General features: G+C 44.6%; 20 protein-coding genes. 5 read left to right on the forward strand and 15 right to left on the reverse strand.

Annotated elements, in window-relative coordinates; genetic code table 11:
* The first annotated feature begins 179 nt into the window (after positions 1-179).
* Positions 180-500, forward strand: coding sequence for a hypothetical protein (locus AC6I1H_RS04750; RefSeq protein WP_497739828.1), 321 nt, complete (start codon positions 180-182; stop codon positions 498-500).
* On the opposite strand, the gene AC6I1H_RS04755 is transcribed toward AC6I1H_RS04750, so the two are convergent.
* The gene (locus tag AC6I1H_RS04755) at positions 488-2,143 is read right to left on the reverse strand and encodes a uridine kinase family protein (RefSeq protein WP_497739829.1); all 1,656 of its coding nucleotides are present in this window, start codon (positions 2,141-2,143) and stop codon (positions 488-490) included. The two genes, AC6I1H_RS04750 and AC6I1H_RS04755, sit on opposite strands and share 13 nt — an antisense overlap.
* 241 nt (positions 2,144-2,384) lie before the next feature.
* Between AC6I1H_RS04755 and AC6I1H_RS04760 the strand changes: the two genes are divergently transcribed.
* Positions 2,385-3,776, forward strand: a complete 1,392-nt coding sequence (locus tag AC6I1H_RS04760) for an IS4 family transposase (protein ID WP_497739830.1) — start codon at positions 2,385-2,387, stop codon at positions 3,774-3,776.
* A gap of 96 nt (positions 3,777-3,872) precedes the next feature.
* Here the strand turns inward: AC6I1H_RS04760 and AC6I1H_RS04765 are convergent, their stop codons facing one another.
* The 5 genes from AC6I1H_RS04765 to AC6I1H_RS04785 form a co-directional block, all read right to left on the reverse strand.
* A complete protein-coding gene (locus AC6I1H_RS04765) occupies positions 3,873-4,346 on the reverse strand; it encodes a DsrE/DsrF/DrsH-like family protein (RefSeq protein WP_497739831.1) in 474 nt (157 codons plus the stop codon).
* Positions 4,347-4,357: 11 nt separating this feature from the next.
* Entirely contained in the window at positions 4,358-4,579 is a 222-nt protein-coding gene (locus tag AC6I1H_RS04770) for a sulfurtransferase TusA family protein (protein ID WP_497739832.1), read from the reverse strand.
* A 13-nt stretch (positions 4,580-4,592) separates the two neighbouring features.
* Positions 4,593-6,251, reverse strand: a complete 1,659-nt coding sequence (locus AC6I1H_RS04775; RefSeq protein WP_497739833.1) for an FAD-dependent oxidoreductase — start codon at positions 6,249-6,251, stop codon at positions 4,593-4,595.
* Positions 6,252-6,662: 411 nt separating this feature from the next.
* Entirely contained in the window at positions 6,663-7,532 is an 870-nt protein-coding gene (locus tag AC6I1H_RS04780) for a TPM domain-containing protein (RefSeq protein WP_497739834.1), read from the reverse strand.
* A 108-nt stretch (positions 7,533-7,640) separates the two neighbouring features.
* A complete protein-coding gene (locus AC6I1H_RS04785; RefSeq protein ID WP_497740711.1) occupies positions 7,641-8,216 on the reverse strand; it encodes a LemA family protein in 576 nt (191 codons plus the stop codon).
* A gap of 282 nt (positions 8,217-8,498) precedes the next feature.
* Between AC6I1H_RS04785 and AC6I1H_RS04790 the strand changes: the two genes are divergently transcribed.
* From AC6I1H_RS04790 to AC6I1H_RS04800, 3 genes are read left to right on the forward strand one after another with little or no spacing between them, the layout of a single operon-like run.
* The gene (locus AC6I1H_RS04790) at positions 8,499-9,506 is read left to right on the forward strand and encodes a TAXI family TRAP transporter solute-binding subunit (RefSeq protein WP_497739835.1); all 1,008 of its coding nucleotides are present in this window, start codon (positions 8,499-8,501) and stop codon (positions 9,504-9,506) included.
* A gap of 21 nt (positions 9,507-9,527) precedes the next feature.
* Positions 9,528-10,100, forward strand: coding sequence for a DUF1850 domain-containing protein (locus AC6I1H_RS04795; RefSeq protein ID WP_497739836.1), 573 nt, complete (start codon positions 9,528-9,530; stop codon positions 10,098-10,100).
* On the forward strand, positions 10,081-12,027 hold the full coding sequence (locus tag AC6I1H_RS04800; RefSeq protein ID WP_497739837.1) for a TRAP transporter permease: 1,947 nt from the start codon (positions 10,081-10,083) through the stop codon (positions 12,025-12,027). Before AC6I1H_RS04795 ends, AC6I1H_RS04800 begins: the two co-directional genes overlap by 20 nt.
* A 44-nt stretch (positions 12,028-12,071) precedes the next feature.
* On the opposite strand, the gene AC6I1H_RS04805 is transcribed toward AC6I1H_RS04800, so the two are convergent.
* The 9 genes from AC6I1H_RS04805 to AC6I1H_RS04845 all read right to left on the reverse strand — a co-directional run bounded on the left by AC6I1H_RS04805 (position 12,072) and on the right by AC6I1H_RS04845 (position 19,466).
* Positions 12,072-12,941, reverse strand: coding sequence for a response regulator (locus AC6I1H_RS04805; RefSeq protein WP_497739838.1), 870 nt, complete (start codon positions 12,939-12,941; stop codon positions 12,072-12,074).
* A 33-nt stretch (positions 12,942-12,974) separates the two neighbouring features.
* Positions 12,975-14,267, reverse strand: coding sequence for a sensor histidine kinase (locus tag AC6I1H_RS04810; RefSeq protein WP_497739839.1), 1,293 nt, complete (start codon positions 14,265-14,267; stop codon positions 12,975-12,977).
* 160 nt (positions 14,268-14,427) lie between these two features.
* The gene (gene ytaF / locus AC6I1H_RS04815) at positions 14,428-15,066 is read right to left on the reverse strand and encodes a sporulation membrane protein YtaF (protein ID WP_497739840.1); all 639 of its coding nucleotides are present in this window, start codon (positions 15,064-15,066) and stop codon (positions 14,428-14,430) included.
* Between the two features lie 16 nt (positions 15,067-15,082).
* Positions 15,083-15,904, reverse strand: a complete 822-nt coding sequence (locus AC6I1H_RS04820) for an ABC transporter ATP-binding protein (RefSeq protein WP_497739841.1) — start codon at positions 15,902-15,904, stop codon at positions 15,083-15,085.
* Positions 15,883-16,734, reverse strand: a complete 852-nt coding sequence (locus AC6I1H_RS04825; RefSeq protein ID WP_497739842.1) for an ABC transporter permease — start codon at positions 16,732-16,734, stop codon at positions 15,883-15,885. The genes AC6I1H_RS04820 and AC6I1H_RS04825 overlap by 22 nt, the downstream gene beginning before the upstream one ends.
* Before the next feature lie 70 nt (positions 16,735-16,804).
* Positions 16,805-17,923, reverse strand: a complete 1,119-nt coding sequence (locus tag AC6I1H_RS04830; protein ID WP_497739843.1) for an ABC transporter substrate-binding protein — start codon at positions 17,921-17,923, stop codon at positions 16,805-16,807.
* 222 nt (positions 17,924-18,145) lie between these two features.
* Positions 18,146-18,337 carry a hypothetical protein gene (locus AC6I1H_RS04835; RefSeq protein ID WP_497739844.1) on the reverse strand — a complete coding sequence of 64 codons (192 nt, stop codon included), beginning with the start codon at positions 18,335-18,337 and terminating at the stop codon, positions 18,146-18,148.
* Positions 18,338-18,507: 170 nt separating this feature from the next.
* A complete protein-coding gene (locus tag AC6I1H_RS04840) occupies positions 18,508-18,774 on the reverse strand; it encodes an autorepressor SdpR family transcription factor (protein ID WP_497739845.1) in 267 nt (88 codons plus the stop codon).
* A gap of 26 nt (positions 18,775-18,800) precedes the next feature.
* Positions 18,801-19,466, reverse strand: coding sequence for an SdpI family protein (locus AC6I1H_RS04845; protein ID WP_497739846.1), 666 nt, complete (start codon positions 19,464-19,466; stop codon positions 18,801-18,803).
* Positions 19,467-19,688: the final 222 nt, after the last annotated feature.

Below are 19,688 nucleotides of genomic sequence, written 5' to 3' on the forward strand. Positions count from 1 at the left end.
AAGGTTAAAGTCAAATCATGCAAAATACGGGCGCATTCCCGCAATATCGAGTATGATGGGCTTTTTCAAAAGTATAAAGTTTAAATGTCAGTGATAAAATCACCCATTTCTCTATTCGAGAATATTCTTTAATAAAGGCGACGCAATAGATTACAGCAATCTTAAAAGGGGGAAACGCTTTGAAAATAAAAAATTACATTTTGAGCATCAAGGAATGGATCAACCGCTTAAAAGACCGCCCCCGGCAGGATGATAATTTGATGGTAATCCTGCCCGGTTTCATAATAAGGCTGAGAAGAAGCCTGGACATTGAAGTGCCCCATGAAGTTACCGTAGTGGTGCCCAGGGCGGAAGTGCGCAAAAAATGTTTGAATGAGGATTGCAGCAAATATGAACTGGAAATGATATACAGCAATATTACTGTGGTTCACGCACCCAGGCATCGACCGTCGGGACCTGCCAGGGATGCGCCGGAAGGCAATAAATCTCATTCTCTGTAAAAACAACTGCCGCCGATGAATTCCCGAATTATGGAGGTGAGCGGAATATCTCTTTCATCTTCTATGGGTACAAAGTAGTCCAGGAATTTTAACAGATGCTTGGCTGTTATATACTCGGGTTCTGTGCATTTCACCTTTTTCAACAATGGCTCGGCGTATTTTTTCAATACCGCAAGCTCATATACCATGGCGGAATTGAATATGGCGTCCGCTTCTTCCTGGTACGGGAAGATGTTTTTTTCTGCGCCTTTTAAAACCGAAGGCCACATTGATATGGTTTTTTTTGCATCGGCGGACCTCGCCCAACTGTCTCTGACAATACGCCTGAGAAGCCTGGTATCGGTGGTGGAGATTCTGTTGTGGTTGTCTATGCTGAGCTGGGTAAGGGCGCTAACATAGATTTTGAATTTATTTTCTTTCGGTATTGACGAGGTCAATCTTTCATTTAAGCCATGAATGCCCTCGATAATAATGGGCTGGTCTTTTTCTATTTTTATCGGCATGTTATGATATTCCCTTTTGCCGGTATGGAAATTAAACTTCGGAAGCAGAACCTCCTTCCCCTGAATGAGCCTGGTAAGCTGCTGGTTGAACAGCTTCAGATCAATGGCTTCCAGCGCTTCGAAATCGGGTTTGCCTTCTTCATCCAGAGGAGTTTTTTCCCGCTCGAGAAAATAATCGTCAAGGGAAATCGATATGGGCCTTAAACCGTTTACCTTGAGCTGCACCATCAGGCGATGGGCGAAGGTGGTTTTGCCCGATGAAGATGGGCCCGCGATGAGTATCAGCCTCATTTTATCCCGGTCTTCATATATGGTGTCCGCAATCTGTGCAATCTTTTTTTCATGCAGGGCTTCGGCTATACGGATTATCTCCCCAGATTTGCCAGAAGTGATACAATCGTTTAGAGCCCCGACATCGGCAATGTTAAGAATATGAGCCCACTGCTCGGCTTCCCGGAAAACCCTTGCCAACTTTGCCTGTTCACGGTAGGGCGCTACTTCCACCGGATTTGATCTGGAAGGGAACTGCAGTATGACTCCCGGAAGATAGAATTTGAGTTTGAACCATTTCAGATATCCTGTGGACGGAAGCATATACCCGTAAAAATAGTCCTTCATGCCGTCAATTTCATATAGATTGACATATGGGTCTTTTCTGTATCTTAATACCCTTACTTTATCTTCCAGGCCCATTTTTTTAAACATCAGGGCCGCTTCTTCGGTGAGCATCTTCTGTTTCTTGATAGGAATATCTTCATCCACCAGCTTTCTCATTCTATTTTCAATTTTCTCCACATCTTCCTCATCCAGGGATTCTTTCCGATAAATCTCGCAGTAAAGCCCGTTTCCAAGGGAATGTTCAATGTGAACCCTGCAATCGGGAAAGATATCATGGCAGGCTTTTATGAACAAAAAAGTAAGGGTTCTGACGTATATCTTCATGCCGACTTCCGTGGACAGATTTAAGAACTCCACCGTGGCATCTTCATTTAAAGTATATGTAAGCTCCCTAAGATTGTTGTTTACTATGGCGCAAGCGACAGGATATTCCGATTTTTCTTCATACTTCCGGGCCAATTCCTTTAATTCCACCGGCCCGTCAAAATTTTTTTCACCCAGTCCGATTACAGTAATCCTCATCGGCGACCTTCCCTTCTATGAATTGGTGTTAATTTTTTTCATGGTAATGATATAATAATTAACAATGTATAAGCATTGCATTTAAGTTTGCTTTACTTATTATACCACTCAACTTTCGCAGATCAAACTATAGGTACAAACCTTGATAAATCAATAAAAATAAGCAAACAAAAATGCAAGGAGCTTCCTTTTGTGATATAATGGAATTGGACAAAATACACAAGAAAGGAAGATCCTTGCAATGTCCATTATATCACATTATAACGAAAATGAAAACCGCTTTTCCTCAACTGTTGACAATTTTTTAAAAGAAAATCGAATAGGGTTCCTACTAAAACAGAGCAATTTCTATAAGGAAAAGGGAATTTCATGCTATGCTGTTTTCAAGTTCCTGTTCACTCTTGTATTCTCCGGTAAGAATCTTTACAGGATTCTGGAGTCGCAAAATTCCAATTTGCCCTTTGCCAAGGATGTTATATATAGATTCCTGAACTCTATATATTATAACTGGCAGAAGTTTCTTATGTTGCTGGCATCATCCATAATCCGCAGCAAGTTGGTAGGTTTGACATCGGACAACCGTGTCAATGTCCTAATAATAGACGATTCTATATACAGTAGGAATAGAAGCAAGGTTGTCGAACTTTTAGCCAGAGTAAGAGACCATGTGGCACAAAAATACGTTAAGGGATTCAGACTTCTCACCCTTGGATGGTCTGATGGAAATACCTTCATCCCGCTCGGCTTCAACCTCTTGAGTGCACAAACTTCTGAAAACAGGTTGCAACCTATGAACAGTGAAATTGATAAAAGGAGCATAGGCTACAAGCGCCGAATCTCTTCACTCGCGAAAGAAACCGATGCCATGATAGACCTGCTAAAACAGGCAGTGGAGAATAACATCCCTGCAAAATATGTGCTGTTTGATAGCTGGTTTACTTACCCAAGCATATTGTTGAAGATCCTCGGATTAAACCTTAACGTCATAGCCATGGTTAAGAACATGAAGAAAATTTATTACAGTTTTCAAGGCAAAAGAATGAGCCTTCAGTCTATATATTCTTGCGTAAGAAAAAAACGCGGTAAGGCAAAGATACTTTCATCAGTTGTAGTTGGTATCGGCACTGACAATTATGGTAATGAAGTTCTTGCAAAGATTGTATTTGTAAGGGATCGCAACAGATCTCGCAACTGGCTTGCCATTATTTCTACAGATACAACGCTTTCTGATGAAGAAATCATAAGGATATATGGCAAGCGCTGGGATATTGAGATATTTTTCAAGATATGCAAGTCTTACCTTAATCTTGCAAAAGAGTTCCAGGGGCGTTCTTATGATTCTATTGTTGCCCATACTACTATTGTTTTTGCAAGGTACATCATGCTGGCTGTTGAAAACCGCAATAACAAGGATTTGCGGACTATAGGAGGCTTGTTCTATTACTTCTGTGATGAGCTTCAGGATATAAAGTTCATGGAAGCTTTGCAGCTATTGATTGATGCTCTTAAGACTGCTTTGCGTGAAAAGCTCGTGCTTTCAAAGGAAGCAATCAGTGAGTTTTTAGATTATTTTATGTCTTGTCTGCCCACTTTCCTTAAGGAAAAGTTGGCACTTTGTTCCTGCGAAAGTTGAGTTATACCACATTATAAAGCAATTTTGATTCATACTGAGAGCTTTCTTAAATAAAATAAAAAAGCAGCCGATTCTATCGGCTGCACAAGATATAAATCAAATAAACAGGTTCACATTTGCTTCGTCGGCTTCGCCCAGATATGTCGCGACTCCGGCGAAATCGATGCCGTCTATGAGTTCTTCTTTCCTTATACCCATCACGTCCATAGACATGGTGCAGGCTATAATCTTAACTCCCAGAGCCCGGGCGTTTTCCATGAGTTCCGTAAGAGTGTTGACATTTTTCTTCTTCATTATATACCGCATCATTTTTGCGCCAAGGCCGCCGAAGTTCATCCTGGAAAGCCCCAGTTTCTCGGGGCCCCGGGGCATCATGAAACCGAACATTCTCTCCAAAAAATCTTTCTGAACCCGCACTTTCTTTGCTTTCCTGAGGATGTTGAGGCCCCAGAAAGTGAAGAACATGGTCACATCGTCGCCCATGGCAGCAGCCCCTGTAGCAATGATAAAGGCTGCCATGGCCCTGTCCAGGTCCCCTGAAAAAACTATGATTGTTTTTTTATTTCCCACGGGCACACCTCCTAGGCTTTCTTTACCTTTGCGACTATTACATCGCCGTCTTCGAGGCTTAAAAGCTCATTTCCGGTCTTCCTGCACCAGGCCTGGACATCCTTGTAAAACCCGCGGTCAGTGGCTTCTACCACTATCACATCGCCGCTCTGCGCTGATTTTACGGCATTGAAGAGCTGCACGATGGGTCCGGGGCACTGCAGGCATTTTGCATCAACCTTAATCTCTGCCATAATATACACCTCCCTATTCCAGTTCAAAGGGCCATGCGGCGACACCGCCGTCCAGCATCCTCAGATTTTCTACACCAAGGTGCTTTAAAGTTATATAGGCAAGATATGCCCTTAAGCCGATTTTACAGACAACTACCGTTTCCCGTTGTTTGTCGATCTCTCCGGCTCTTTTCTTTATCTCTTTTAATGGGATATTCTTCGAACCGGGAATGGCTCCCACCAGGTATTCCGCCTCTTCCCTCACATCTATAATCTGCAGGCCCGGATCGGAGAGCCTGTCTTTTAGCTCCAACGGTGAAATACCCTCCAGCTTTCCCAGAAGTTTGTTTCTTGCCACATTGGCGGCCACTATGGTGGAGCTCATGGCTGAAGAAAAAGGCGGAGCATAGGCCAGGTCCAGTTTGGCCATGTCTTCCACCGTTCCCCTGAGGGTTATAACGGTGGCGGCTATGTCTATGGGTTTATCCACCACTCCTTCACCTATGATTTGGGCACCCAGCAACCTGTGGGTGGCTTTGTCCACCACGAGTTTTGTGATGATATTTTTGGCTCCGGGGTAGTAGTGGGCTCTGTCATGGGCGGGAACAATGACGGTTATGATGTTGTATCCTTCATTTTTTGCATCCCTCTCAGAGAGGCCGGTCTTTGCCACATTAATATCAAAAAGTTTCACCACAGTGGTCCCCAAAACGCCTTTGAGGCTTTCTTTTTCACCTTTTGGATAGAGGTTTAACGCTGCCACTCTGCCCATTTTGTTGGCGGTGGACCCCATGGGGAACCATGCGGGCTTGCCGGTGACAAGGTTAATATTTTCCGCGCAGTCGCCTACGGCATATATGTCATGTATATTGGTCTCCATATTTTCGTTCACTTTGATGGCGCCCTTTACGCCCAGTTCAACGCCCGCGTCGGCTGCGAGCTGAGTGTTGGGCTTCACACCGATGGACAGGAGCACCATGTCTGCGCTTATCTTTCTTTTATCGGTGAGAAGAGCTGTTGCTTTTCCATCTTCGCCTTCGATGGAAATGGCTTTTTCTGATGTAAATATGTCAACTCCCTTTTCTTTTAGATGTTTTTCTGCCAGCAGGGCTATTTCTTTATCGAAATTGGGAAGAATCTGGTCTAATAGTTCCACCAATGTTACCTTTACTCCCTGAAGGGTGAGGTTTTCTGCCACTTCGAGACCGATAAATCCTCCACCTACCACGACGGCCTTTTTGATGCCTTGTTTTTCCACTGCATCCCTAATCTTGAAGGCATCGGTGACGCTGCGGAGGGTATACACATTTTTGAGTTCTATGCCGGGAATAGGTGGCACTATGGGCTTTGCACCGGTGGCCAGCACCAGTTTGTCATAGGGAAATTCTTTTTCTTCGCCGCTGACCAGGTCTTTTGCGATGACCTTTTTTTCTCCCGGAATGATTTTTTCAGCCCGGGTGTGCAGTAGCACTGTGATGTCCTTTTCTTTGAATTTCTCGGGGTTCATTACGGTGAGGTGCTTTTTCTCCTTGATTACATTTCCGACATAGTAGGGTAAACCGCATCCCGCATAGGAAATGTAATCTTCTTCGGTGAGCACCGTGATTTCCAGGTCCGGGTTTTCCCGGATGGCTTTGGCGGCGGTCTTTGTCCCTGAAGCCACGCCTCCGATTACAACAAGTTTTTGTTTCATAAAAAATTCACTCCCTTTTTATTTCGGCCTATAAGCCAAATATTTGTGATAACTTTCGCTTTTTAAAAACGGCTTTTATAAGAAATAAAATCATCAGGAATGATAGTACCCCCCGGTACCTGGTACTTGATGATCTAAAGCCTGACTTAGTATGGTTGCCGGGGTCATAAGTTATATCATTGTTGATTAGTCTTTCTATATATTATAATATTATGTTTTTTAAATATATTCAAGTCTCGTACAAACGTGAAAAAAACCGCTTTCTTAAGAAAGCGGGCTATAAATCCGGTTCATATTGAATAATATAGATTTTTATAAACTTTGCAACGGTACCAATCAAACACATTATTTATCAGAACTGTTAATAGGGTCTTCTTAAATTTAGGTTGTCAACGTCCCCTTGACAACTGCTTATCTGCTGGCGCCACCGCCTCCGCCGGAACCGCCACCGAAGCCGCCTCCGCCGAAGCCCCCACCGAAGCCTCCGCCCCCACCGAAGCCGCCTCCGAAGGGCCCGAAGAACGGACCGTCAAAAGGACCTTTAAAGTGTTTGCCTCTCCCCGTCCGGGGAATAAAGATGAATAATATAACTATGAATACAATTATAGCGGCAATTACTCCTATGGGTATTTCCTCATCACCTTGCCGGCTATAATTTTCAAGCCGCGATAATTCTCCACTGCTCAAGTCCAGGTTGTATTCTTTTGCCACTTCACCTGCCAGGGCCATGAAGGTATCTGTAATGCCTCTTGAATACTGCTTTTCTTCAAAAGCCGGCAGGGCGAAATTGTCCAGAATCCTTCCTGCTTTGGCGTCATTTATGGCTCCTTCTAGTCCGTAGCCTACCTCTATCCTTATTCTGCCGCGCTTGCCCGTCAGAAGGTTTTCCTTGTTTACAAGGAGCAGAATACCGTTGTTCTTTTGCCTGTCGCCTATTCCCCAGTCCCTTAATAGCTTCAGTGAGTAATCCTCTAGAGCCATGCCGTTTAAATCATTTACGGTAACTACCACTAACTGTGCTTTGGTCCTTTTATCTATAGCCAGGGCAATTTGCCGCATGCTGTCCTCATCGGAACTGTCTATGATATTGGCATAGTCATAAACATAATTTATGGTGTCGGGTCTCGGGGGTATGGGTTCAGCCTCTGCCCCGGGGGAAAAAGCCGATAGACTCAAAATAATCACGACTGCCATGAGCACAACTACCGTAGCTTTATTAAAATACTTTCCGCATCCTGCCGGCCTTTTTCCTGATGCGACTTTAAATGCAATTTTCCTCAATTCGGACCCCTCCTTTCCCGTTGTCAAGGGATGAGTCAGGGGACGGTTCCTTGACTCATCAAGATGAGTCAAGGAACCGTCCCCTGACTCACCCTGACTCACGTATTTTCAATTGCCGCTGCCCTGGGTGCTGAAGTCGACTTTGGGCACTTCTTTTGCACCTTCTTCAGCCTTGAAGTAATCTTTTTTCTCAAATCCGAACATACCGGCTATTATAACTGTGGGAAATCTCCTTATCCTGCTGTTGTAAGCCTGGACCGCATTGTTGTAATCCATGCGGGCCACTGCAATGCGATTTTCGGTGCCGGCCAGTTCATCGGCCAGCTGCCGGAAATTGGCATCGGCTTTGAGGTTGGGATAATTCTCAGCTATCGCAAGAAGCCTTGAAAGTGCTCCACTTAGCTCCGCATCAGCCTGGGCTTTTTCTGCCACACTCCCCGCACCTATCAATTTCTCCCGCGCTTTAGTGACCTCGGTAAATATGTTTTGCTCATGGGCGGCATAACCTTTTACAGTGTTCACAAGATTGGGAATAAGATCAGCTCTCCTTTGAAGCTGGTTTTCGATCTGGCTCCATTTGCTGTTGACATTTTCCTCGGCGCCCACAAGCCCATTGTAAGTGCCGAAGATAAACAAAGCGACCACAGCCAGTATCACCACTATGGCAATAACAGCTGTTAGAATTCCATTTTTCAACTAAGACCCCTCCTACTTAATTTATATTATTTGCCGGGAAAGACCCTTTATTAATTATATCGTAAAACCATAAAATCTGTCACAGGTTTTTTTGATAATTATTTTAATGCGAGATATGGTTAGGAATTTTTGTTTATTATTGAATAATTATACTGTATACATGGATATTATTTTTGTGGTATTCAGTAGGAATCTGTTGAATTCAGTTACTTGCAAGATAAAATTAAAAACGATGTAATTTTATAAATACTTTGTTAAGGGGGAAAAGACATGAGCAAAAAGTTGATGGCTCTTGCACTGGCTATTCTGCTGGCAGCAGTGCTTTTGGCCGGATGCAGCGGCAGCGGTGGCTCCCAGAGTTCAGGCCAGAGCTCGGAGCAGAGCTCAAATCAGAGCTCGGGAGGTCAGATTTTTATCAATCTCGCCACCGGTGGGACAGCCGGAACCTATTATCCTCTGGGTGGAGCCCTGATAGAAATATGGAATAAGAACATAAAGGGTATGAATGCCACTGCCCAGAGCACCGGAGCCTCGGTGGCCAATGTAAACCTGTTGAAAGACGGTAAGGTGGATGTAATCTTCGTTCAAAACGACATAGCTTACTATGCTGCCAACGGCACTGAAATGTTCAAAGATAAAAAGTATGCGGATATAAGAGGCCTTGCGGCATTATATCCCGAAACCATCCAGATAGTAACATTGGAAAACAAAGGCATTAACAGTATCGAAGACCTCAAAGGCAAAAAAGTGGCCGTGGGTGCCGCCGGCAGCGGCGCTGAAGCCAATGCCCGCCAGATACTGGCAGCAGCGGGTATCACCTATAATGATATAAACGCTCAGTATCTTTCCTTTGCAGAAGCCGCCAATAACCTGAAAGACGGCAACATCGATGCCGCTTTCCTGACGGCCGGTTTCCCGACGGCGGCAGTAACAGACATAGCAGCTCAGCACAAGATAAAACTGATTCCGGTGGACGATGCTTTTGCTGATAAATTAATAAAACAATATCCTTTCTATACAAAGACTGTAATCCCGGCCAACACTTACAGCGGCCAGACCGAAGATGTTAAAGCCGTATCGGTTATGTCAATGCTGGCAGTAAGCTCTAAAATGGATGAAAACACCGCATACAGCCTGGTGAAGACCATGTACGATAACCTTGACAGAATCAAAGCAGCCCATTCCGTAGGTGAAAAGATTAAACCCGAAACAGGACAGGAAGGTATGTCTATAACACTTCATCCGGGAGCCGAAAAATACTTCAAAGAAAAAAAATAACTCGAAGGAGGTTGCTGAGCATTGGATAAGTCCAATGCTCAGTATTTTATGAAACCGAGATGGGAAATTATTGTCATAATCTTTATGGTTATTTTAGCGGGATTTTTTTCAAAATACAGGATAGTTCATGGAATATACCTTTCCATAATCAATGCCGACAAAAGGGAATTTCTCCTCCCGGTTCCGGACAGGAAATTTACCCTGAGTTTTATACACTCTGTACAAAAAACTCCGGTTTACGAGGTGTATTACATTGATGATGATAATAATCTCGTATTGAAAGAGACCAGATACTATTCACTCGGAGTAGGTCTCCCTTTTACTGACGAAAATGGGCATTTTTCCAATGAAAACGGGGAGTTCAGGATAACCGGTTTGAACAGGAAATTCCCCTCCATCTCAATTATGGTATCTCCCATACCCGGGCATGTAATTATTATTGACGGTAAAACATATCCTCTGTTATCCTTTACAAAGCCGGAAGAAAGTATAAATATCAAGGCTGTTGAAAAATGGAACCTCATAAGTTTAAAAAAGACAACAAAAGCTCTGTCTAAAGGAGTTGAAATGCCAGATGAACGAAAAAGACTTTGAACAGGCCGCTTTGGATAGTGAAGAGATATTAAAAAAGGTGGATAAAGAATCCGATTACAGAAGGCTGACAGGCTTTTTCGCCAAAATCGCAACTGCCCTGGCCATTACTTTTTCGCTTTTCCAGCTTTATACCGCAGCTTTTGGTGTTCTGGACGCCATGGTTCAAAGGTCCATACACCTGGCCTTTGCCCTTTGCCTTATATTCCTGTTATACCCTGCCAGGAGCTCATGGCCGCGGGACAGGGTCCATCCGGTGGACCTGATTTTTGCCATACTGGGGGCGGCAGTTCCTCTATATATAGTCGTCTTCTATCAACAGCTGGTATTGAGGGCCGGCACTGTCACAACCCTTGATTATATTATTGGGCTTGCCGGAATACTGCTGGTCCTGGATGCAGTCAGGAGGGTAGTGGGGTGGCCCATGGTGATAGTGGCTTCACTCTTTATTGTATACGCACTCACCGGCCGTCATATACCCGGCGCGCTGGCCCATAGAGGAGTAGACCTCCCCGGTCTTGTCCAACATCAATTTTTTACCACCGAAGGCCTCTTCGGTATACCCATCGGGGTATCTTCACAATTCATATTCCTATTTATACTATTCGGAGCTTTTTTAGAAAAAACAGGCCTGGGCCAATTATTTATTGATCTGGCCAATGCCGTAGCAGGCTGGGCGGCCGGAGGCCCTGCAAAGGTGGCCGTTATTTCCTCGGCACTGGAAGGCACCGTCTCAGGAAGCTCGGTGGCCAATACTGCCGGGTCAGGAAGCTTCACCATACCCATGATGAAAAGTCTCGGCTATAAGCCTGAATTTGCGGGAGCTGTGGAAGCCACCGCCTCCACCGGCGGCCAGCTTATGCCCCCCATCATGGGAGCTGCAGCATTCCTGATGGCGGAGTTCATCGGCGTACCGTACCTCAGAATAATCCAGGCGGCCATAATACCGGCTCTGTTATATTACTTCGGAGTCTGGACCCAGGTGCATTTTGAGGCCAAAAGGCTGGGACTTCGGGGAATGAAAAAAGATGAACTGCCAAAGCTCGGTATTGTCATTAAAGAAAAGGGGCATCTCCTCATTCCTCTCCTTGCTATAATTTACCTTCTGGTAGAAGGTTTTACTCCCATGAAAGCCGCCTTTTATGCCATAATCCTGGCCATTGCTTCCTCAATGCTCCGTAAAAGCACCAGAATCAGCTTCCGCGACATAGTCAGCGGGCTTGAACAGGGAGCCCGAAGCGCTCTGGGGGTTGTAGCGGCTACGGCTTGCGCCGGCATCATCGTCGGCGTCGTGACTCAGACGGGCCTGGGTCTCAAGCTGGGTTCCACACTGGTGGATTTCGCCAACGGCAATCTGTTTTTAACCCTTTTCTTCACCATGATAACTTCGCTCATTCTGGGCATGGGTGTGCCGACAACGGCAAACTATGTTATAACTTCCACCATAGCCGCGCCGGCTCTCATAATGATGAATGTACCGGTACTGGCGGCCCATATGTTTGCTTTTTACTTCGGCATCATCGCCGATGTTACCCCACCGGTGGCTCTGGCGGCCTTTGTGGGGGCCGGTATAGCCAGGGCAAATCCTTTGAAGACTGGTATTCAGGCATCAAAGCTGGCTATTGCGGCATTTCTGGTGCCTTATGTATTCGTGTACCATCCTTCGATGCTTATGATAAATGTCAGTACCTTTGATATAATGGAAATCATTGTTACTTCCATCATCGGAATCATCGGTGTTGGCAGCGGGGTATGCGGGTACTTCATCACAGAACAATCTTTTTTGGAAAGGATACTGTTTTTTGCAGGAGGTATTCTCCTTGTAACGCCGGGTATCGAAACTGACCTCTTAGGCCTTGTAATACTCATTTTCGGATACCTCATACAAAAACAAAAAGCAGCCAAAAAGAAAGTCCATGCGGCATCTTAAATAAATATACGAAAACACCTTCCTTTTTCCGGAAGGTGTTTTCGTTATTCCTGACAGAGAAGCGCGCCACCTTCGAGAAACTTTTTTACATTAATCTTACCACCGTTGCTGTTTTTGCCTCTTAAAAAGTCCATCTCTTTTTTTACCTCTAAAAAGTCGAATAAAGTGGATGAAAATCTTAAAAACTGCTCGTTGTTATAATCCTCGATACCCATGGAAGCCACATTTTTCAAAGCTTTATCTATAGCCCTTCTTATCCTCATCTCTATAGCCTTGACATCCGAAGATTTTCTCCTATCGCTTACTTCATAGTACTCCCTCAAAAAATTGTAAACATCCTGCATATTTACCATTTTTTGTTTCAGCCTGTCGTAGTTTTCTATGATTGCTTTAATGTCATCGCTGCCAGATTCTCCCAGTATCCCCAGGTCTGCCAGAAAAAATTCTATTTTGCTCAAACCGCATTTTCTTTTTGTTCCCTTCAGCTCGTCTTTGGACATATTTGTAACCGTCTTTTTTATCTGCTCAAAGGTAGTCTTCAGCCTTATCAGTTCTTCTACCTTCGATATGACATTTACCGTTTCGACTACATTTATAGGCTTATGAATAAAGAATTCTATTCCGCTCCTGTAGGCTTGAGATATCATAGCCTGGTCTTCCACCTGGGAAATCATTATGAAATATGTTTTTATATTCCTCTGTTTCAATGTTCGTATTACCTCAATGCCGTCTTTGCCGGGAAGCAAAAGATCCATAAGAGCTATATCGGGTCTTAATGCTGCTATCTTCCTTTCTGCTTCTTCTCCTTCCTGGGCCTCTCCCACTATTTCCCCCAGGTCGTGTTTTTCTATAATCCCTGCCAGAATCCGCCTTACAGCTTTATCATCGTCCACTATAATCAGCCTGAATTCCATAGTCCCCCCTCCTTTCCCATCAAATATTTAACCTTAATCGTATCCTTCTAAATCTATAACAAAGTTCTCATTCAAAGGAAGCTTAATCTCGAATTTTGTGCCTTTACCTTTTTTGGACTTCACCAGTATTTCTCCTCCTATATCCTCCACCAGGTTTTTTACGTGAGTAAGCCCCAAACCTGTTGATATGGAACCATCTTCATTGAATTTCGTGGAAAAACCCGGTTCAAATATATAGGGCATATCCCTTTCGTCAATTCCTTTGCCATTATCGGCTACGATTATATAAATATATCCTTCGTCTACGATGGCCTGAATTTCGATATATCCATTTTTATCGTCTATGGCGTCGAGAGCATTTGACACAAGATTGTTTATAATGGAAAAAATGGAAAAGTAGTTTTTTACTAAAAGATCTCCCACTATATAGGTTTTCAATTCCGATTCCTTACCGGCATTTTTCATCCATCTTTCAGTGTTGGATTTAATTATGGCTACAATGGTGCTGATGCGCATCCCTTCCTGCATTTCTTCAGGCAAAAGCTCTCTGACTCCCGATACTATTCTGAGATAATCCTTTTTTATTTCGTGAATATCTTTTGCGAGATTGAGAGCCTGCTTTTTTAATTTTATTATATCATCCTCACTCAGTCCCGGGTTAATCGACCGATATATCTCATAGCCCTCTTTCATTGCATATTCCAGATCCCCAGTGGTTTTTTTTATATACAATAGCTCGGATTTCAGTTCCGATACAAATTCCAAAAGTTCTGCATACCGCTTCTGATGTTCTTCGCTGACTATCAACAGGCGGTATCTCTCCATCAGCCAGTAGAGGCTGAAGGTGATGATGCTGCGAATCAATCCCACTCCGAGTATGGAAGTGAAGATACCCTGAAAATATAAAAGATTCAACTCGTGTCTTATATAAAGTTCAATGAAGTTGGCTCCCATATCCGAAAGAGTCATCACTGAAATAAAGTTGACCGGAGAGTCCAGAAGCTCCCTTATCCTGCCCAATTTCAAAAAAGCGGCATAGGATAAATAAAAAAAGAATGCAGGATAGTGCAGACTGAAGGCTTCCGCAAAAAGTTTCTGCTGTATGCCCATGCTCAAAAAAATCCTGAAGACAACCGTTGCTGCTCCTGCAAAAGGTATCAGTACCATCTCCGGAATTTTCAAAAAATATAACATCATGAACGATATGGCAATGACTCCCGCAGTAAACCGGAACGCCGTGCCAAAAGGGTAAAAATATATTTCTCCGATGACCGCGGTAAGCCCCGCTGTAATCATCAAATCTTTATAATGCCGCTTAAGATGCAATTTATTACCTCCCGGCCGACAATATATTTATCGATTCAGGTGTAGAAACTAAGTTCGCTGCCGGGCCATCTCCGGCAGGAAAATGATTTTTATCCCCGAATCATTATTATTATATCAAAAAAAGCCGGATTTCTCAGCCGGCTTAAAATCCAGAGATTATTCACCTGTAGAAAACTTTTGTCAACGCCAGGGCAAAAAGCAAGCCCCCGGGCAAGAACTTCACCCAGCAGTTTTCCATGCCTGGCATTCTTTTAGTCCCGATGTAGAGCCCAGCATATAAAAATAGGAAACTCATTATTGTTACAAGAATGATGACAAGCGCCGCATTAAATCCCGCCGCAGCAGCGCCGATTCCGGCGCCGAAAGCGTCCATGGCCAGAGCGGTTCCCAGAAGGAAGGCTTCTTTTGGGTCAATTTCTCCGGATATATCCCTGTCGGCAATAACAGGTTCTCTTAAAATCGTCACTACCAGCCCCAGAGGCTTGATTTTTAAAGTGGCGATGGCCCTTGCCCGGTCCCGACCGGAAGAAACGCTTCGTTTTACCGCCTCCATCAGGGACCATATGCCGACGGCAAGCAGGATAAAGGCGCCTATAAACCTCGCCATATCGGGGTTTAAAAATGCTTCCGCAGCCTTCCCGAAGATCATGGCCACAAAAAGGGCGCAAGACGTGGAAAGAGCAATGATGAGCTGAGAAAACCACGGTATTTCAATATCCCTCATGCCGTAAATGACACCTATGGAAAAACCATCAACGCTCACCGCAATTGCGAGCACTATGTTGGACAATATATCCAAAAGCATCTCTCCTTTTTCATATTGCAAGTTCCTTTGCTTTAGCCTTTTCGACTTCTTCCTGAAGAAGATGCCAGATTTCCCGGTAAAGTGCCGCAAACCCTGGGGATGATCTCAGAGAGAGAATCTCCCTGGGCCTTTCTATGTCCACATCCACTATGGCCTTTATTTTTCCGGGATGTGCCGTCATTACCATTACCCTGTCCCCGAGGATAAGTGCTTCATCGATGCTGTGGGTAATAAACAGCGAAGTTTTGCCGCTCCCTTCCCATATCTTCAGGAGTTCCTGCTGAAGAATCAGGCGGTTTTGTTCATCCAGTGCGCCAAAGGGTTCATCCATCAACAGTATTTCCGGGTCGCTCACAAAAGCTCTGGCCACATTTATCCTCTGTTTCATACCGCCCGACAGCTGATAAGGATATGCGTCTGCAAACTTTGAAAGCCCCATAAGCTTTAAATACCTGGCTGCGGCTTCCCTTCGATCTTTTGGCGGAACGCCTTTTATTCTAAGCCCGTAAGCCACGTTTTCCGCGACGGTCATCCACGGAAATACCGAATCTCCCTGAAAAACCATGGATGTGAGGGGTTTTTCAGGATCCTTGGAACGCATGTAAACCCTTCCCGAAGTCTGTTTTTCAAGACCCGCCAGTATCCTCAAGAACGTGGTTTTGCCGCAGCCGCTGGGCCCTACAATGCACAGAAATTCTCCGTCTTTTACGGAAATGTTGACATCCTCAAGAGCAACGACGCTGCCGCCACGTACTTTGAACACCTTTGTCAAGTTTTCGGTAAGTATGGCCTCGGTGGGATATATGTCTTTCAACCCTTTCCGCTCTTCCACGGTATCACAATCCTTTCTATGAGGTCCAGCATGCAAGAAAACACATATCCCAGAAATGCCATAGTAATCAGAGCCACAAACATCTTTTCAATGTCGAACATGTCGTAAGCTCTCCATACCATCCACCCCACACCGGCCTTTGCCGCCGAAAGTTCCGCAGCGACTATAAGCAGCAGTGCGGTGCCCATCCCCAGTTTGAAACCCGCGAATATCATGGGAAGCGCTCCGGGCAGGGCTACGGTCATATAGAACTGGAAGCGGCTTGCTCCAAAATTTTTAGCCACATCCAGATAAATCTCATCTATATTTAAAACTCCCGCCATGGTATTTATCAAAACAAGGTAAAACACGCCTATGGCAATGGTAAAGATTTTGGATGTCTCCCCAAGGCCGAAAATGATGAGAATAAGCGGCATGACCGCCAGCTTGGGAATGGGGAAAGTGGCCGCCACCATCGGCATGAGGCTTGCCCTCACCGGTGGAAACAATCCCATGGAAAGCCCCAGAATCACACCGGGTGCAGCTCCCGCCAAAAATCCCAGAACTATTCTCCGGGTACTTACCATGGTATGGTAAAGCAGTTCTCCCGAATATAACATTGGAATCAGTGCGGAAAATATTTTGGAAGGGCTGGAGAAAAGCCTTACATCAATTACGCCGAGCCCTGCCAGAACCTCCCACAAAACGAGAATCAGAGAAGGGGACAATAAAGCCAGGACTTTTAACAGCAATTCCTTACTGGCCCATGATTTGCTTTTGACTTTAGCCTTTTCTTCTTTTACTATTACCCGTCCAAAGGTCTTGCGGATTTGTTCTTCCGCCATGCTCATTCGTGATGCAACTCCCTTCCAGATAGCAGCCGAAAACTATTCAGGTTTTCGGCCGCAAACCCACTGGATTCTAATACTTCCCAAGGACCTGAACTGCATAATCGCAGAAACTGTTATCCACCACGTCTTCAGTTTTCAAATCACCTTTTAAAAGGTCCCTCTGTTTGTACCAGTCAAGGTCCATCTGTATACCCTTCATCCTCACATATCCATCGGGATTTAGGCCCACCGGATACATCTTATTATATAGCTCTTTGTCTTTGACCGTAGAATATTGGGAAAGGATAGAAATTATTTCGTCCCGGTTTATATTTTTGAAGAAGGCGTCGTTGTAATCCCTCAGGGATTTTATATACGCCACCATGAACCGTTTTGCCGCTTCGGGCTTTTCCAGCATGCTCTTCCCGTATACAAGGAGGGCGGTCTGAGCGTCCGGGTCATATTCCGAAGGGTCTTTCCAAGGATCTGCAATTCCTTTTGAGATGGCGGCCGTAACAAAGGGTTCTATCACCATGCCGCCGTCTATGCTCCCATTGCTCATTGCAGCCACAATATCTGGAAAAGCCCTGATGACCTGAAGGTCCACATCTTTTGTGGTCATTCCGCCTTTATTCAGCACCCGGTCCAGTGCTATTTCATCCAGGGATGCGGTGCCGACCACAGCCAGTTTTCTCCCTTTCAAATCTTTAAAGTCCTTGATTTTATCAGCCAGGTCTTTTCTTATCATCAACCGATAATATCCCTGCCCCGCCACATTGATACCTTTGTCCGCCACTATCTTAATCGGTATACCCCTCAGCATGGCGTTAAAGAGGCCCGATGCGGTGACCGTGCATCCTACATCCAGCTGCCCCGCCCCCAGGGCATTGATCATATCCTGGCCGGTATTGAACTGTACCATCTCGATTTCAATGCCAAGGTCCTTATAATAGCCTCTGGCAATGCCGATTAGAACACCCGCATCGGAAACCACCTGTTTCAGACCCACCGTGACTTTGACCGCCGGCGAAAGCGGGGTAAGTTCCATCTTCTTTTCCGCCATCCCGGCTTCAGTCGCAGCAGGCTGTTGAGAAGTTTGCGCCGTCTCCTGCTTATGTTTCGGCTGCTCTTGCACAGGCTGCTGTCCACATCCTACCGCCAAAATCGAAAACAACATCACAAACACCAGTAGAAATGTAAACCGCTTCAAAATCATCACTCCTCCCAAAAGATTTAAAATTTAACCTTCTTTATAATATTCATCAGGACAGAATGGGGTTACTGGGTTAAAAATAATAATAGCGACCCCCTTAGTGCCGCTTCCGCATTAAAATTAAAAAGACGCAGGAAATGTCCTGCATCTTTTTACAATTGTTGATATTAGCCCACCCTTAGTGCCGCTACTACTCGCATTCAAATAATGTCTGAAAGTTCAATAAGTGAATAAGTGAGTGCCTGGCACCTTTTTCAGTATTTCGAGAGTCTGTATTAAATCTTCTTTTACCACGAGGATGACGGGGCCGGTGCAGCCCATGCCGGTTTCGACATATATGCCGCTTATCTTTAAGGCTCTTGCGGCATCTTTCATCTGCAGCACATCTATGCCGCTGATTTTTTCCCTCAAAGGCTTTCTGAGGGACGGTAAAACTTCCGGCGTTCCTCTGTCGGTTGATGTTGTAACCGCTTCGTCCGCTGGATGATTATCTGAGCCGGTTTGAGTCAGGGGACGGTTCCTTGACTCAAAAATGAGTCAGAGAACCGTCCCCTGACTCACCCTGCAGAAAAGATAATATTTTATTTGTCTTGTAATAGGCCCATCCCGAAACTCACTACATCCTCAAACACCGATGTGTTGATGGAATAGTATATATTCTGGCCTTTCCTTTCGTCTATAACCATACCCGCCTGTTTCAGTATATTGAGATGGTGGGAAATGCTGGGCTTTGTTATATTAAACTGTTCTGCTATCTCACCAGCCGTCATATCCCTTTTCTTCAGCATAATCAAGATTTTCCTGCGTATGGGGTCGGAAAGGGCTTTAAATATGATATTTAAGCTCATAAAATCGGCACCTTCCTCACAAAAGCTTACGAAATATCTTTGAGTTTATTAAAAAGCCAATAGGAATAGATAAACCCATACACCCCGGCTATTCCTAGTGCTATCATATCTATGACAAACGCAGGCTTTCCCGGCAGGAATATGCTGAATATCCAGATTAAACCCGCTATTACCCAGAGAGGTCCCGATACACGGTGTGTCCTGTTCCATACCTCTTCATTGGCCAGTGTCCATGGTGTCTTTATACCAAAGGTGTAGTTGTGGCGCACCTTGCCAAAGTAATTGCCAACAAATATCAACATCATCCCTATGGTGAAAATTGATACTTTCCCGATGGATACCGGAATACCCAGGGCATATAAAAGAGTAGCCACATATATCCCCGCGAGGACCAGGACTATCAGTATCCTGAACCCCCGGAACACACCCTGGAATTTTTTATAGTTTTCTGCCTTCGGATCTATCTTAGGAGCGAAGGACATCAATAAATACAGCCCGAGTATGAGGGTCGGGAAAAAAATAATATGGCCGGTTTTTGCCGTATAACCATCTACTTCCCCTTCAAGGTTCCAGTGGCTGGGCATCATATCCGGCAGTTTCGGATACAGTATAAAACCCAAGACATACAGAGCAAGGATCAAAGCGGCCATCCACCAGTCTACAGGTATGCGGAATCTTTCTCTGTTATTCATTTCAACTCCCCCTCGAAAGTATTAGTATAATACATATAGCAATATATAACGACATATGAGTGTAGTTTGATATTTAGAAAAGCTTCTAAATAAATTATACGGCATCAAATCCGAACTGTCAATATCATAAAGGAGCGGGCGGAGCAAAGCTCTGCCCCTACAGAAAATATAACATCCATATCATAAATTTATATTAATCTTAAATGATGGCTGCTGGCAGCC

The sequence above is a fragment of the Biomaibacter sp. TOL genome (assembly GCF_059717795.1).